Source organism: Bacillus sp. AR13-1 (assembly GCF_008042285.1).
Classification (GTDB): Bacteria; Bacillota; Bacilli; order Bacillales; family Bacillaceae_G; genus Bacillus_A; species Bacillus_A mycoides.
Genome location: NZ_QNUA01000018.1, coordinates 1 through 14,775, shown reverse-complemented (window position 1 = coordinate 14,775; position 14,775 = coordinate 1). Strand labels below are relative to the sequence as shown.

The window sequence follows — 14,775 nt, the reverse complement described above, 5'->3', positions numbered from 1 at the left end:
CTTCTTTTACCAAAAAATAAAGACACATATAAATCCAGTAATAGCTAAGTAGCTATATAAGTAAAAGACTTTTGTTCTTGTTTTTTCTTTTGTCCGAAATAGTACGATAGTTGGTTCGATTAGACCAATTGTAAGACAAAGTAAACCAAGAAGCATAAAGCCAATTGAAAGAGAATACAGGGCGATTTGTGGTGCTTGAAATGGAATCATCCATTTTAATAAAAATGCAATAAGTGCAGTGTAACAAATGCTACCGATGTATTTATTCAATGGAGTATCAGAACGGAAACCAGGAAGTTTCTTGGAAAACGGACGGGAAACAACTTCCGTTTGTAAAGATGTATGTTCTTCAATTATTTTTTGAGCTTCTTTTCCTTTTTGGAAAAGGGATAAAATCCAGTTTCGCTCACCTTGGAAAATAAATTGAGAAGTTGTTAAATAGTGATCAACTTTTACCTTATTCCAACTCTTCCATGGATGACGCTCACACAATTTTAATTTACTTTCTGTTTTTTTATCATACTGATAAATACTTATGCCATCTTGGTCAAAAGTAGCGTAGTATGTCTCTCTTGAGAATGTGCCTAGATCAATTGGACAGTAGAAAAGTAATTCTTTTTTCAAATAAAAGTATTCTTTTCTTAAGTTCTTTTTCATTGCTTCTCGAATAGAGTGTCTTTTATCTTTCTTCATGACATTTCCTCCATAACTCAGAAAATGTTCTTATCTTAACAATTCAACATCTTATCACTTTTGACGACATATGACTAGGGGGATTCATAAGAGAAATACCGAATTATAAAAAATATGGGTTGTATTGTAAAATATAGTGATTGTTTCTTTAATTATATAAAATCAATAACTTATTTTTAGTAAGTTACACTTTTTTTGTTCACAATACGATCATGTTGTTGTATAATGAAGTGGAAAATAGAATATCGGTCTATCTTCGGGGCAGGGTGAAAATCCCGACCGGCGGTGATGAACATTTAATAATTTCGTTCTAAGCCCGCGAGCCGTTAAGGCAGGATTTGGTGTGATTCCAAAGCCGACAGTACAGTCTGGATGGGAGAAGATGGAGGTTCAAGCGTTCAAAAAAGATAAGTATTTGAACGTCTGTTTGATGTGCCTTAAAATTCTCCCTTTGTGTAAATCACAAAGGGTTTTTTCGTTCTATGAAAAAATAGGCATAGCAGAACCTTTCCACTTTCCATGAGAAGATCGATGGAAAAGGAGAGAGAAAGATGAAACAAAAAAACAGTGTAGTGCAGATGGTGAGTGTAGCGATGCTAAGTAGTATTGCGTATTTACTAATGATGTTGGATTTTCCATTCCCAGGGCTTCCGCCATTTTTAAAAATTGATTTTAGTGATGTGCCAGCTTTAATTGCGGCGATAATTTTTAGTCCAATTGCAGGTGTAATTGTAGAAGCGATAAAAAATATTTTGCATTACGGAATTCAAGGAAGTTTAACGGGAGTACCAGTAGGAGAAGTAGCAAACTTTATAGCGGGATGTTTATTTATTGGTCCAGCAGCATTCTTATTCCGAAAGTATCGCACAGTAAAAAGTTTAACGACAGGATTAATGCTAGGTACAATTACTATGACAGTTATTATGAGTGTGTTAAACTACTTTATTATTTTACCAGCGTACACTTGGTTTTTAAATTCACCAGCTATGTCTAGTGATATTATGCGACAAACTATTGTAACGGCGATATTACCGTTTAATGTAATTAAAGGAATTGTTGTAACAATTGTATTTGTAGCACTATTTTCACGCTTGAAAGTATGGGTATTTGCAAAAATGAAAAATGCTTAAAAATATTAAACCATTGGCAGCGTAACTGCTAATGGTTTTTTTGTTAGTGAGAATGAAAAAGAGTGCAAAAAATCCCCCTCATAAGTATGAGGGGGATTTTTTGAAGTTAATAAAAGACTATTCGAATTTTAAAGAGTCGCCATCAAATGATTCGTCAGCAACTTTAATTGAGTCAGTTGGACAACCTTCGAATGCATCCATCATATCTTCAATTAATACATCTGGAATTTCAACGATACCTTGGTTATCGTCTAATGTTACAAATGCAATGCCTTCATCATCATAGTCATAAATGTCTGGTGCAGCAGCACCACAAGCACCGCATGCAATACAAGTATCTTTGTCAACGATTGTATATTTTGCCATATTTTTTCCCTCCTGATAATATGTATGTGAAAAGTTCGCCAAAAAATTATAATCTTATTGTAAAACGGTTTTAAAAACTTTTCAACATAAAATTATAATGATAATGCTTATCAATTAGAGTGTCAACTTATTTTTGAATTATTTCATAAGATTTTCAAAATACTTAAATGTTATTTCGTTTGATACAATAGAATATATACAAGCATGTAGTGTGAATATGATAAGTTAAATGAATAGCAGTTAATGTGCAATCGTATTGAAAAAGGAATGAAGTTAGACTGAGAGGTGGAAGCGGTAATGCAGCTACAATATACTTTATTATATTGTTTAAAACAATTGAATGGTGAAAGAACCGTTTCTTCGATTTATTATTTATTAAAAGGAAAGAGATCGTCGCAAACATTACAAGATGGGAATATGTTTCAAATTTCTTTTTTGTTTGGGATTTATAAGTCATTAAATAGAGCTGATTATGATCAAGAAGTTGCAAAGTTGTTACAAACGGATTTAGTTCAAGGTATACATGATAATACATATGTGTTAACGACTGCTGGTAACGTGCAATTAAACAAATGGGAAGGTGACTTTGCCTTTCCGACATATTTAAATGGTTTACACTATGGTGAAATAGGTGAAACATTTTGGAAGAGATTATCATTGATCGTTCAAACCATTTCGAATTTACAACAGGCGAATACGAAATTTATTCCAATTCAACAGGATACAGAAATAATGATGTGGGTGAAACGTTTTCTCACTGGAATACCGTATATGAGAAGTGAATTGGCTAAAAGATTATGGAAGGAAATGCATACTCTTTTACAAAAAAATAATCCAGTAGAGGCGACAATCGTAATATATCGGTTAACTGGGTATAAACGTATTGGGTGTACTTTACAACAATTAGCGGAAATTACGAAACAAGATATATTTCGAGTGTATTTTTTATTTTGGGGTACAATTCATTTCCTTATTCAAGAAGTTCGCAATAAAGAAAATGAGTTTCCATTATTAGCTGAAATTATATCTTATCCAAATGAGAAAGCTGATTTATTTAGTTTATCAACAAAAAAAACATATAATCTTTGGAGACAAGGACGCTCTTTAGAAGAAATAGCAACAATTCGGAATTTGAAGGTTGCCACGATAGAAGACCATTTTGTAGAAATTGCTTTACGAGAAAAAGAATTTTCTATTGAAATGTTTATGGAAAAAGAAAAAATGGAAAAAGTAACAAAAGTAATTGAAGCATTACAAACACGTAAATTGCGTGTGTTGAAGCAAGCGGTTGGAGAGGAAATCTCTTATTTTGAAGTACGTCTTGTATTGGCACGGATGGAGGGTATAAATGAAGCTTGAGGAATATTTATATAAGTGGTTTGGATATTCTGAATTTCGTCCGGGGCAAAAAGGAGTTATTACGGACTTATTGGAAGGAAAAGATGTTGTAGCAATGCTTCCGACTGGAAGGGGAAAGTCAATGTGTTATCAACTTCCGGGGCTTCTGCAAGAGGGTACGGTGCTTGTTGTATCACCATTATTATCTTTAATGGAAGACCAAGTTACGCAATTAAAGTATGTCGTGAAAAATCGAGTTATTGCATTGAATAGTTTTCGGACGTTAATTGAAAAAAGAGAAGCAATGAAAAAGCTATCTTTTTATAAATTTGTTTTCGTATCACCAGAGATGTTGCAGTCGGAACTTCTAATAAGAGAATTGAAAAAAATTCATATTTCATTATTTGTCGTAGATGAAGCGCATTGTATTTCACAATGGGGCTATGATTTTCGGCCAGATTATAAAAAATTAGATAAAGTAATTGAGAGTATCGGATCTCCGACAGTACTAGCATTAACAGCAACTGCGACAAAGGATGTACTGCGAGATATAGCGGAAAGTTTAAATCTAAAAAATATTGCTGAGCATGTGTACTCAATTGATCGTCCAAATATTGCGATGGAAGTGCAATTTGTGGAAACAATAGAAGAAAAAAAAGAGGCGCTTTTTGAGCATGTAATGTATTTGCAAGGGCCTGGTATTGTTTATTGTTCAAGTAGGGCCTGGACAGAGCGTTTAACCGAGTATTTAAGAGGAAAAGGAATTACAGGTGTAGCTTTTTATCATGGTGGTATGGAACATGAAGAGCGTATGTTAATTCAACAACAGTTTATGAATGACCAGTTGCAAATTGTAATATGTACAAGTGCTTTTGGGATGGGGGTAAATAAGGCGAATACAAGATATATTATTCATTTTCAATATCCGACAAATGTAGCTTCCTATTTACAAGAAATTGGAAGAGCCGGAAGAGATGGAGAATTGAGTATAGCCATTTTATTATGTAGTCCATTGGATCACGATTTGCCAATTTCAATCATTGAAGATGAATTACCAAGTAAATCGCAAATACAATTTTTATTTTCGTTACTACAAGAAAGAATGTTTCAAACGAAAGTATTACCATTAGAAGATGTAGAAGAAATTTGTTATAATGCAGCAAGATTTAATGAACAGTATTGGCGCTTTACACGTTATCATCTCGAACATCTTGGAATCATACAACAGCGAAATCTCATGCTAGAGAGCTTGTCAGATGAAATAATGCACAGATTAATAGCGGAAGTGGAAGTGAGAATGCGTAATAAATATAGTGAGTTAGAAAATATGAAGTCATGGATACAAGTTCAAGGATGTAGACGTGAATATTTATTACAACAATTCGGTTATAGAAAAGAAAAAGAGATAGAAAACTGTTGTGATTACTGTGGTATTACAAAAACGGATTATAAAAAAAGACGAGCGCAACAGTTAGTTTTCGACTATAATTGGGAAACAGAGTTACAAAAGCTTTTCGGCCTAGGAAAGATGGAGGAATGATGAACATTCAAAGGCATAATGTTGAAGATATGAGTCCGAGAGAAATAAGACTGAATCTCTACATAACACAACTAATCATTATTGGTATCGGTTGTTTACTAGCATATATATTATTTCAAGATAAAAGAGAAGTTTATAGTTTATGGAAATGGGAACCGGTTTCTATACTTTTAATAGGTAGCTTGTTAGCGATTTGTATTGTGTTATTAGATTATGTTGCAATGCGAGTGTTTCCAGAATCTTGGTTTGATGATGGTGGCATTAACGATAGAATGTTTCAAGGGATTTCTGTCATGCATTTACTCGTTATCACGTTTATTATTGGCTTTGCGGAAGAGTTTTTATTTAGAGGTGTAGTGCAGACTCATTTCGGAATTGTAATAGCGAGTTTAATTTTTGCTGTGTTACATATTCGGTATATAACGAAGCCTTTTTTGTTTTGTTTCGTCTGCTTTATTAGTTTTGTTTTTGGTTATGTATTCGAGTGGACAGGAAATTTGTTTATAACAATCTTTGCACACTTTCTTGTTGATTTTATAATGGGGCTCCAATTAAGAAAATAAATGGAAGGTGGTGGTGAACAACATGAGAAAACGAATTCCTGATTTTGAAGAGGAGTTAGAAGTTGAGCAAGTGGAAGAAGATGAAAGTTTACCGCCGCGTAGTGAAATTCATAGAAATAAAGAGAACAAACCAAAGTTTAAAATGAATCACATTTTCGTCCGAGTGTTAACATTTTTGTTCATATTGTTACCTATTAGTATCCTATGGTATACGGATAAGTATATACAGGTAAAAAGTGATAGTAATAATGCTGAGAAAAGTGCGTTTGAAGTAATTTTCTTTGATTCCGCTAAGACTGAATCAAAGAAGCAGCCTGAGAAAGTAGCAACTCATGTTGTGAAAGATGGAGAAACTTTAGAAAGTATAGCGAAGCAATATTTCTCAGATGAAGATGGGATAGAAATAATAAAAAAGTATAATGATTTACAAGAAGACGAAGTGAAGGTAGGACAAGAATTGAAAATTCCTATAAAAGATAAGTCCACGAAGTATGAGAGCTAGCTAAATGAGTGATATATAGCTCCACATAAAATTAAGGACTATACTTTACGAGGAGGGAGAGTAAAAAATATATGTCATGGATTATATTATTATGTACTCTCATATGCATTGGTTTTGTATGTCTTCTTGGAATGTATAAAGAAGCGATGCGTAATACAGTGTTGGAACATACTTTAGTATTCGAAGAATTTCCGGAAAGTTTTCAAAAAGTTAAAGTTTTTTTTATTTCGGATATTCATAGAAGGATCATTTCTAGCTCGCTAATTGAACGAGTGAAAGGAAAAGCAGATATCGTAATTATTGGCGGTGATTTAGCTGAAAAAGGAGTACCTTTATCGCAAATCTCTTTAAATATTCAAAAGTTAAGAGAAATAGCCCCTGTATATTTTGTATGGGGAAATAATGACTATGAAATTGAATATCACGAATTAGATGCTTTATTAATAGAAAATAATGTGAAGGTATTAGATAATACAAGAGTTGTATTTGAATCTGAATTAGGAGAGAAAATTTGCTTACTCGGTATCGATGATGTTGGATTAGAACGAGATCGTTTAGATTTAGCGTTGTCTGATTGTAAAGAAGAAGGTTTTCGCATTTTAATTAGTCACAACCCAGATATAATAAAGAAAATGTCTGGTAATGAACAAATTTCGCTCGTATTAAGTGGACATACACATGGAGGCCAGATTCGGTTGTTTCCATCTGAAAAGTATTTAAAGGGTGGCGTATATAAGCATTCTAATACGACTCTCTTTGTTAGTAATGGGTATGGAACAACATTGTTCCCTCTTCGTTTTCGGGCACCTTCCCAAACACATATCATTACGTTATGCGGAGGGAAATAATGCCGAATTCAAATGGAAAATATAATATAAAAGCTGTCTCAAATATACTCGGAATTCAACCGAGTACACTTCGCGCATGGGAAAGACGCTATCATATTATTGCCCCAAAGAGAAATCGTGCGGGGCATCGTTTATATACAGAAGAGCATATTCATATTTTGAAATGGTTAATGAACAAAGTTTCTGAGGGGATGATGATTGGACAAGCAGTTCAGTTATTAGAAGGGAATCGGTTGCAGAACAACGTTCAAAAAGAAAAAATTACTGATACAGAAGTTGTTTTAGTGGACGATATACTACAAGCTTTGTTAGAATTTGATGAAATTACAATTTCTGCATTATTAAACGAGGTTTTTAGTATATATTCAACGGAAAAGGTTGTTGCAAGCATCATTCTTCAAGTGGCAAACAAGTTGTTAACTTTAAAAAGTAATAATGAGATTACAATGTCGCAATTCAAATATGTTGTATCATTCTTACAAACACGTTTAGGAATGATCTATCATAATGCGTCGGTGTATTCTTCCGTTAACAAAGTTTTCGTTTTAGAAAATAATATATTAAAAGGATTTATTTTCGCGACGTATTTACGACTAAAAGGATATCAAACAATGTATATGGGGACAAGTTTAGATGAAGAAGGTATTTTACTAGCTATTGAACAATTACAACCTAAATATTTGTTTATATCTTTTGATGATGAACGAGAACTTGAAGAGGCAGTAGAATTTATTGACTTGTTGCAAGAAAAAAATGAAAACATCTCTGGTGGTTTTATAGGAAGAAAAGGCATTGGAGATCAATTAAATCTTCAAAATATCCTAATTGGTAACACGAAAGAAGAATGGGATGGATGGTTAAAGATGCCGGAATAGTCGTTCGAAAAGAACCATCTATTTTCTATTTCATATAATAAAAATTAGATGCAATGGTTACGTAGGGAGGGTATGAGATGAGACTGGAACGTTTAAATTATAATAAGATTAAAATTTTCCTAACATTTGATGATTTATCTGAACGAGGATTAACGAAAGAAGATTTGTGGAGAAATGCACCGAAAGTACAGCAATTATTCCGTGATATGATGCAAGAAGCAAATACAGAATTAGGGTTTGAAGCGGATGGACCGATTGCTGTTGAAGTATTTTCTCTACAAGCTCAAGGTATGGTTGTAATTGTAACAAAAGAAAATTACGAAGTGGACACAGAAGATGAGTTCCGTGACGAGTTTATTGAAATGCAAGTGACTCTTGATGAAAGTGAACATATACTTTACGAGTTTGCTACATTAGATGATGTAATCAATTTGTCAAATCGCTTATATAACCTTGGTGTAACTGATGGGAAGTTGTATACGTGGGATGATCGTTTTTATCTTTGGATAGAAGAAGAAGAGCAATTTCAATTATTGAAGGCGGATTTTATAGCTATTTTAGCGGAGTACGGTAATCCGTCAACAGCAACAATTTACCGCGTAATGGAATATGGTAAAGAATTAATGGATTCTCAAGCGATTGAACAAATATACAATTACTTTGTGAAAAAACAAAACCTCAGCTAATGTAACGTAGCTTGAGGTTTTATTTTTATTCAGCTGAAAATCTAAAATCTATAAAACGAAGTGTAGGTAACAAGACTAGCCGATCTGTATGTTAAAATGTAATCAGTATTTCTTGATGAAATAATGGTTTTATCGAATGTATTTTGATGAAAATAAAAAATATTTAAATATTTAAGTATTTTACTTTTCTAAAAGCAATAAAAGGACTATAATAATAGTGAAAACGCTTGCAATACAAAATAGTTTGTATATATTTGTTAGCGTTTTCTATTGCATTCCAAATTTAACGGTGTATACTAGGCAATGAAGGTTTACTAAACAAGTGAAATTACAGGGGGTTTACTTACTATGGTAGCCGAAAAGGGAACTCAAACGAAAACACAACAACAAGGGGAACAACATTTTGAATTGTTAAATTCAACACAAATTGTAATTAATGAAGCATTAGAAAAATTGGGTTATCCAAACGAAGTATATGAATTATTGAAAGAACCAATTCGTATGATGACAGTGAAAATTCCAGTTCGTATGGATGACGGGACTGTTAAAATATTTACAGGATATCGTGCACAACATAATGATGCTGTTGGTCCAACGAAAGGTGGAATTCGCTTCCATCCAAACGTAACAGAAAATGAAGTGAAAGCACTTTCTATTTGGATGAGTTTAAAATGTGGTATTGTTGATTTACCATATGGTGGAGGTAAAGGTGGAATCATTTGTGACCCACGTGAGATGTCTTTCCGTGAATTAGAAAGATTAAGCCGCGGTTATGTACGAGCAATTAGCCAAATTGTTGGTCCGACAAAAGATATTCCGGCTCCAGATGTATTTACAAACTCACAAATTATGGCATGGATGATGGATGAGTATAGCCGTATCGATGAATTTAATTCACCAGGATTTATTACAGGTAAACCACTTGTATTAGGTGGATCACACGGACGTGAAACAGCGACTGCAAAAGGTGTAACAATTTGTATTCGTGAAGCTGCGAAAAAACGTGACATTGATATTAAAGGTGCACGCGTTGTTGTTCAAGGATTTGGTAATGCGGGTAGCTTCTTAGCTAAATTTATGCATGATGCAGGCGCGAAAGTAATTGCAATTTCAGATGCTTACGGTGCATTACATGATCCGAATGGATTAGATATTGACTACTTACTAGATCGTCGCGATAGCTTTGGTACTGTAACAAAACTATTTAATAATACAATTTCAAATACAGAACTGTTAGAACTTGATTGCGACATTTTAGTTCCTGCTGCAATTGAGAACCAAATTACAGAAGAAAATGCTGATAAGATTAAAGCGAAAATTGTGGTTGAAGCTGCAAATGGTCCAACTACATTAGAAGCAACAAAAATCTTAACAGATCGTGGTATCTTACTTGTTCCAGACGTATTAGCAAGTGCTGGTGGCGTTACGGTATCTTACTTTGAGTGGGTACAAAATAACCAAGGTTACTACTGGACTGAAGAAGAAGTAGAACAACGTTTAGAAAAAGTAATGGTAAAATCATTCGATTCAATTTATGAAACATCACAAGTTCGTAAAGTGAACATGCGCTTAGCTGCATACATGATTGGTGTTCGTAAAATGGCTGAGGCTAGTCGCTTCAGAGGTTGGGTATAATATATAATGTTTTGAGAAAACGTGATTTCCTTTCGAGGGAATCGCGTTTTTTTGTTGAAGTATTAAATGAGGTGTTGTATATGGGGAATGAAATAATGGAACGAGTAGACCAATTAGAAGAAAAGGTTAAGGTGTTAGAGGGTGAACTTGCAAGAGCTAAGAGAGCCCGAAAAACAAGTGTCGTTCGGGTGTTCGGCGAAGGATTATTATTTTTAATATTTGGTGCAGTTGTAGTTGGACCAATTATCGCGTTTATATTCACAATTATTACTTGGTTTGGTGAAAAATAGAATAAAAAATAAAAAAGAACGCTTGTTCTATACGAACAAACGTGCTATACTTTCCTTAGATAAGCAAAACGGAAATGATTTTAAGGAGAGATAAATGATGAAAATGACAGTAGACCAAAGATTTATGATGCCAGCAGATGTTGTAGAACGAGTGGAAGTATTACGAAACAAACAAAGCAAGCGTGGCACATTATTACAATCGGTAAATAAATTTTTCGGTTTAGATACGAAAGAAGATTGTATTTGGTTTTACGGTTTTTACGGAGTGGCTGTAAGTATTGTATTATTTATGGTATTCACATCAAATATTTTCGATGTTCTCTTCGCATAAGAAATATGCCATAAGGACATTGCCACCGAATACATATATAAGGAAGTAAGGTAATTTTTTAGAGCGGGAGTTGGTAGTAATGGCGATGTTCCCTATAGAGCGTAACTATATTGGGTATGGAAATTCACGACCAGGAATTCCTCTTTCAAAAGTAAGATTTATTGTAAGTCATGACACGGGGAACCCTGGTAGCAATGCGATAGGAAATCGGGATTACTTTAATGAAATACAACCGAAAGCTTCAGCGCATACATTTATTGATGATAAAACAATATTAGAAATTGTCCCTATAAATGAAGTTGCGTACCATGTTCGATACAATGTGCCAACGGATAATGAGTTATTCGGTTATGATGCGAATAAGGCTGCAATTGGGGTTGAACTTTGCTATGGTGGCGACGTAAACTTTTGGGAGGCGTATACTCGTTTTACGTGGTATCACGCTTATTTATGTCAAAATTTCGGTTTAAATCCTAAAAAGGCTATTGTGTCACACAAAACGTTGGATCCTACTCGGAAAATCGATCCTGAGAATGTATTAGGGCAACAAGGAATTAAATTTCAGCAGTTTTTAGCAGATGTCTATCGGATGTATGTTTCGTTTAGATGACAAATATATGAAAAATGAATACAATAAAGATAGATGCCTACTGCTGTAAGTAGGTTTTTTCTTGTTTATATAAATAGAGCAGAGGTAGAAGACTAGGAGTGAACTAAGTATGCAAAAAGAAACAGTTATTATTATCGGAGGCGGTCCATGCGGATTAGCAGCGGCGATTTCGTTGCAAAAAGTGGGGTTAAATCCGTTAGTAATCGAAAAAGGAAACATTGTAAATGCAATTTATAATTATCCAACTCATCAAACATTTTTCTCCTCTAGTGAAAAATTAGAAATTGGTGAAGTTGCTTTTATTACAGAAAATCGTAAGCCATTTCGTAATCAGGCGCTTGCGTATTATCGTGAAGTAGTAAAGCGTAAATCTATACGTGTAAATGCATTTGAACGAGTGGAACAAGTTCAAAAAGATGGTGATGTTTTTAAAGTTGAAACGACGAAGCGTGACGGAAACAAAGAAATATATGTTGCGAAATATATTGTTGTCGCAACTGGATATTATGATAATCCGAATTATATGAATGTACCTGGTGAGAAACTTGAGAAAGTAGCGCATTATTTCAAAGAAGGACACCCTTATTTTGATCGAGATGTCGTTGTAATAGGTGGTAAAAATTCAAGTATAGATGCAGCGTTAGAGCTTGTTAAATCGGGTGCACGTGTAACAGTTCTATACCGTGGTGGGGAATACTCGCCAAGTATTAAGCCGTGGATTTTGCCGGAATTTGAGGCGTTAGTACGAAATGGGATAATTCAAATGCATTTCCATGCGCATGTAAAAGAAATTACTGAGCATACGTTGACGTATACAGTAGATGGTGAGGCAAATACAATTCAAAACGATTTTGTATTTGCTATGACGGGTTACCATCCAGACCACAGCTTCTTAACAAAAATGGGAGTTCGGATTGATGAAGAAACAGGGCGCCCGATTTATTTAGAGGGTAGTATGGAAACAAACGCTGAAAATATTTTTATTGCAGGTGTAATTGCTGCGGGGAATAACGCAAATGAAATATTTATCGAGAACGGTAGATTCCATGGAGATGCGATTGCGCAAACCATTGCATCAAGAGAAGAATAAAAAGAAGCTGTCGAAATCTTCGACAGCTTCTTTTTAATCGTGCATAAACATATGTTGGATTGTTTCGTGAGAGTTTGTGTTTTCTAGTGCGACTAGTAATTTAATTCGCGCCTTTTGAGCGTTTAAACCGTAGGTGAAAACAATGCCCATATCTTTTAATTGTTTTCCGCCACCTTCATAAGAGTATACGTCTTGAACGATACCGTTAAAGCAGCGTGAAACTAATACAATTGGAATGCCTTTTTCTATTAATCGCCCTAGACTAGGAAGTGTTCTTGGAGGTAAATTACCTTGTCCAAGTGCTTCAATAACAATTCCGTCTACTGGTAGTGTTTCGATTGCTGATAATAATGTATCATCCATACCTGCGTATGCTTTTAGAACGACAACGTTTTTAGAAATCTGTCGTACTGTGCATGTTTCGTGATGCACTAAAGCATGATGGAAAACAACACCACGTTTTGTTACCATGCCAATTGGTCCGTACTGTGGACTTTGGAATGTCGCGACATTACTTGTGTGCGTTTTTGTTACATTTGTAGCACAATGTATTTCGTCATTTAATACGACTAGAACGCCTTTTTCAGCAGCTTCATTACTACTAGCAACTTTTACAGCTGATAAGAAATTATATAGACCATCGGCACCTAATTCATTACTAGAACGCATTGCCCCTGTCACAACGATTGGGATAGTTGCTTGAACTGTTAAATCAAGAAAATAAGCTGTCTCTTCTAATGTATCGGTACCATGCGTGATGACTACGCCGTGAATATCGTCTTGTTTTACTCTTTCGTCAATGATGACTTGCAATTGTAGCATTTCGCTAGGAGTCATGTGAGGAGATGGAAGATGGAACACATCTTCGACAATTAAATCAACATCGCCTTCTAAATCAGGAATGAATTTTAAAAGAGGATTCTTTTTACCTGGTTGTACGACCCCAGTTTCTTTATCTTCCTCCATTGCAATTGTTCCACCTGTGTGTAAAACTAGGATTCTTTTCAATGCTTATACCCCTTTCAAGTTGAAAAATACATTTAGAACATAACATGTTTTGAGTAAATTCGACAATGAAAATGTATAAAAGTATGCTTAGAAAATGACAATAAAATAAATTACCTTAAGTGTGCTCCGGTAAGTGGTTATTAGGTTAGGTTTTGTTTATGGAAATTTATGAGAGTGGATGTGTAAGTGTAGAGAGGGAAGGAGTGAGTTTTTTTGAAAAAAGTGGAGAAAATTATAATTCGTATATTACTGATTCAATTTATTTTTCTTTCTGTCGTCCAACTGCTTTTTATACATAAATCTTCAGTGAAATATTTATCGAAAATTGTTTATTACGAAGGTGTCGTCACGAAAAATAAGGCGGAAATCTTACAGGTGAATAAGTAGTTTTCATTTTCTTCTATGATGGATTATGCTACAATTATTGAGGATTTAATGACGTGAGGCAAATGAGAAGAAGCAGGGGGAAAATACCTGCTTTTCGTTTTGTTTTATAAGTGAAAAATGAGGTGTTACAATGGATAGACGAATTTCGATTGCTATAGATGGTCCAGCGGCTGCTGGGAAAAGTACAGTGGCAAAAGTTGTTGCAAAAAAACTTTCATATGTTTACATTGATACAGGCGCAATGTACCGTACTATTACATATGCAGCCCTTGAACAAAAAGTGGATATTGAAAATGAAGAAAAGTTAATGGAAGTTGTAAAAAATGTAAATATTGAATTTCAGCAAGGGGAAAATACACAACTTGTATTTTTAAATGGACAAGATGTTTCTGAAGTGATTCGTACGCCAGATGTGACGAATCGTGTATCTATTGTAGCAAAGCATCGTCTTGTTCGTGAAGAAATGGTACGTCGTCAACAAGGATTAGCTAAAAAAGGCGGCGTAGTAATGGATGGCCGTGATATTGGTACACATGTACTACCGGATGCTGAAGTGAAAATCTTTATGCTTGCTTCTGTAGAAGAAAGAGCGGAAAGAAGACATTTAGAAAATATGAATAAAGGTTTCGATTCTAATTTAGAGCAGTTAAGAGAAGAAATTGCTAGGCGTGATAAATTAGATTCAGAACGCGAAGTTTCTCCTTTGAAAAAAGCTGATGATGCATTGGAATTAGATACAACTTCTTTATCAATTGAAGAAGTTGTCCAAAAAATTATGGGTATTGTTTCAGGAGTATTTGCGAAATAAAGAAAGAGGACTATCCTCTTTCTTTTTTTTTTTTTGAAATGTAAAGGATAAGTGAATTGATATGATCCCCTTATA

18 protein-coding genes and 1 riboswitch are annotated in these 14,775 nt (G+C 34.3%); of the genes, 15 read left to right on the top strand and 3 right to left on the bottom strand.

Annotated features, from left to right (window positions below):
- Positions 1–6 precede the first annotated feature (6 nt).
- Positions 7–693: a hypothetical protein gene (locus tag DN408_RS14635; RefSeq protein WP_002011767.1), complete on the bottom strand. Its 687-nt coding sequence runs from the start codon at positions 691–693 to the stop codon at positions 7–9.
- Between the two features lie 248 nt (positions 694–941).
- A riboswitch (FMN riboswitch) is annotated at positions 942–1,081 on the top strand.
- 163 nt (positions 1,082–1,244) lie between these two features.
- Here DN408_RS14635 and DN408_RS14630 point away from each other — a divergent pair.
- Positions 1,245–1,823: an ECF transporter S component gene (locus DN408_RS14630; RefSeq protein ID WP_002011769.1), complete on the top strand. Its 579-nt coding sequence runs from the start codon at positions 1,245–1,247 to the stop codon at positions 1,821–1,823.
- Positions 1,824–1,940: 117 nt separating this feature from the next.
- On the opposite strand, the gene DN408_RS14625 is transcribed toward DN408_RS14630, so the two are convergent.
- Positions 1,941–2,189, bottom strand: coding sequence for a ferredoxin (locus tag DN408_RS14625; RefSeq protein ID WP_001151994.1), 249 nt, complete (start codon positions 2,187–2,189; stop codon positions 1,941–1,943).
- Positions 2,190–2,486: 297 nt separating this feature from the next.
- On the opposite strand from DN408_RS14625, the gene DN408_RS14615 reads away from it, so the two are divergent.
- The 12 genes from DN408_RS14615 (at position 2,487) to DN408_RS14560 (ending at position 12,497) form a co-directional block, all read left to right on the top strand.
- On the top strand, positions 2,487–3,548 hold the full coding sequence (locus DN408_RS14615; protein WP_002086645.1) for a YpbB family protein: 1,062 nt from the start codon (positions 2,487–2,489) through the stop codon (positions 3,546–3,548).
- Positions 3,538–5,067: a RecQ family ATP-dependent DNA helicase gene (locus tag DN408_RS14610; protein ID WP_002086642.1), complete on the top strand. Its 1,530-nt coding sequence runs from the start codon at positions 3,538–3,540 to the stop codon at positions 5,065–5,067. The genes DN408_RS14615 and DN408_RS14610 overlap by 11 nt, the downstream gene beginning before the upstream one ends.
- The gene (locus tag DN408_RS14605; protein ID WP_002064506.1) at positions 5,067–5,630 is read left to right on the top strand and encodes a CPBP family intramembrane glutamic endopeptidase; all 564 of its coding nucleotides are present in this window, start codon (positions 5,067–5,069) and stop codon (positions 5,628–5,630) included. The genes DN408_RS14610 and DN408_RS14605 overlap by 1 nt, the downstream gene beginning before the upstream one ends.
- Before the next feature lie 22 nt (positions 5,631–5,652).
- The gene (locus tag DN408_RS14600) at positions 5,653–6,132 is read left to right on the top strand and encodes a LysM peptidoglycan-binding domain-containing protein (RefSeq protein ID WP_002126396.1); all 480 of its coding nucleotides are present in this window, start codon (positions 5,653–5,655) and stop codon (positions 6,130–6,132) included.
- Between the two features lie 71 nt (positions 6,133–6,203).
- Positions 6,204–6,980: a metallophosphoesterase gene (locus DN408_RS14595; protein WP_002126398.1), complete on the top strand. Its 777-nt coding sequence runs from the start codon at positions 6,204–6,206 to the stop codon at positions 6,978–6,980.
- The gene (locus tag DN408_RS14590) at positions 6,980–7,855 is read left to right on the top strand and encodes a MerR family transcriptional regulator (protein WP_002011784.1); all 876 of its coding nucleotides are present in this window, start codon (positions 6,980–6,982) and stop codon (positions 7,853–7,855) included. Before DN408_RS14595 ends, DN408_RS14590 begins: the two co-directional genes overlap by 1 nt.
- Before the next feature lie 77 nt (positions 7,856–7,932).
- A complete protein-coding gene (locus tag DN408_RS14585; protein ID WP_002126401.1) occupies positions 7,933–8,541 on the top strand; it encodes a genetic competence negative regulator in 609 nt (202 codons plus the stop codon).
- A gap of 348 nt (positions 8,542–8,889) precedes the next feature.
- Positions 8,890–10,176, top strand: coding sequence for an NAD-specific glutamate dehydrogenase (gene gudB, locus DN408_RS14580; protein ID WP_000225168.1), 1,287 nt, complete (start codon positions 8,890–8,892; stop codon positions 10,174–10,176).
- Between the two features lie 80 nt (positions 10,177–10,256).
- A complete protein-coding gene (locus tag DN408_RS14575) occupies positions 10,257–10,466 on the top strand; it encodes a hypothetical protein (protein ID WP_002126403.1) in 210 nt (69 codons plus the stop codon).
- A 94-nt stretch (positions 10,467–10,560) separates the two neighbouring features.
- Entirely contained in the window at positions 10,561–10,797 is a 237-nt protein-coding gene (locus tag DN408_RS14570) for a DUF3961 domain-containing protein (protein ID WP_002011789.1), read from the top strand.
- Positions 10,798–10,876: 79 nt separating this feature from the next.
- Complete coding sequence (locus tag DN408_RS14565; protein ID WP_002011791.1) at positions 10,877–11,407, top strand: peptidoglycan recognition protein family protein; 531 nt, start codon at positions 10,877–10,879, stop codon at positions 11,405–11,407.
- 109 nt (positions 11,408–11,516) lie between these two features.
- On the top strand, positions 11,517–12,497 hold the full coding sequence (locus tag DN408_RS14560; protein WP_078179141.1) for a YpdA family putative bacillithiol disulfide reductase: 981 nt from the start codon (positions 11,517–11,519) through the stop codon (positions 12,495–12,497).
- A 33-nt stretch (positions 12,498–12,530) separates the two neighbouring features.
- Here the strand turns inward: DN408_RS14560 and ansA are convergent, their stop codons facing one another.
- Complete coding sequence (ansA, locus tag DN408_RS14555) at positions 12,531–13,505, bottom strand: asparaginase (protein ID WP_002030754.1); 975 nt, start codon at positions 13,503–13,505, stop codon at positions 12,531–12,533.
- A gap of 213 nt (positions 13,506–13,718) precedes the next feature.
- Between ansA and DN408_RS31455 the strand changes: the two genes are divergently transcribed.
- On the top strand, positions 13,719–13,892 hold the full coding sequence (locus tag DN408_RS31455) for a DUF5359 family protein (RefSeq protein ID WP_002135263.1): 174 nt from the start codon (positions 13,719–13,721) through the stop codon (positions 13,890–13,892).
- A 130-nt stretch (positions 13,893–14,022) separates the two neighbouring features.
- On the top strand, positions 14,023–14,700 hold the full coding sequence (cmk, locus tag DN408_RS14550; RefSeq protein ID WP_147740222.1) for a (d)CMP kinase: 678 nt from the start codon (positions 14,023–14,025) through the stop codon (positions 14,698–14,700).
- Positions 14,701–14,775 lie beyond the last annotated feature (75 nt).

Coding starts and splice junctions, on each gene's coding strand:
- DN408_RS14635 (WP_002011767.1), bottom strand. CDS start 693: ATGAAGAAAGATAAAAGACACTCTATTCGAGAAGCAATGAAAAAGAAC.
- DN408_RS14630 (WP_002011769.1), top strand. CDS start 1,245: ATGAAACAAAAAAACAGTGTAGTGCAGATGGTGAGTGTAGCGATGCTA.
- DN408_RS14625 (WP_001151994.1), bottom strand. CDS start 2,189: ATGGCAAAATATACAATCGTTGACAAAGATACTTGTATTGCATGCGGT.
- DN408_RS14615 (WP_002086645.1), top strand. CDS start 2,487: ATGCAGCTACAATATACTTTATTATATTGTTTAAAACAATTGAATGGT.
- DN408_RS14610 (WP_002086642.1), top strand. CDS start 3,538: ATGAAGCTTGAGGAATATTTATATAAGTGGTTTGGATATTCTGAATTT.
- DN408_RS14605 (WP_002064506.1), top strand. CDS start 5,067: ATGAACATTCAAAGGCATAATGTTGAAGATATGAGTCCGAGAGAAATA.
- DN408_RS14600 (WP_002126396.1), top strand. CDS start 5,653: ATGAGAAAACGAATTCCTGATTTTGAAGAGGAGTTAGAAGTTGAGCAA.
- DN408_RS14595 (WP_002126398.1), top strand. CDS start 6,204: ATGTCATGGATTATATTATTATGTACTCTCATATGCATTGGTTTTGTA.
- DN408_RS14590 (WP_002011784.1), top strand. CDS start 6,980: ATGCCGAATTCAAATGGAAAATATAATATAAAAGCTGTCTCAAATATA.
- DN408_RS14585 (WP_002126401.1), top strand. CDS start 7,933: ATGAGACTGGAACGTTTAAATTATAATAAGATTAAAATTTTCCTAACA.
- gudB (WP_000225168.1), top strand. CDS start 8,890: ATGGTAGCCGAAAAGGGAACTCAAACGAAAACACAACAACAAGGGGAA.
- DN408_RS14575 (WP_002126403.1), top strand. CDS start 10,257: ATGGGGAATGAAATAATGGAACGAGTAGACCAATTAGAAGAAAAGGTT.
- DN408_RS14570 (WP_002011789.1), top strand. CDS start 10,561: ATGATGAAAATGACAGTAGACCAAAGATTTATGATGCCAGCAGATGTT.
- DN408_RS14565 (WP_002011791.1), top strand. CDS start 10,877: ATGGCGATGTTCCCTATAGAGCGTAACTATATTGGGTATGGAAATTCA.
- DN408_RS14560 (WP_078179141.1), top strand. CDS start 11,517: ATGCAAAAAGAAACAGTTATTATTATCGGAGGCGGTCCATGCGGATTA.
- cmk (WP_147740222.1), top strand. CDS start 14,023: ATGGATAGACGAATTTCGATTGCTATAGATGGTCCAGCGGCTGCTGGG.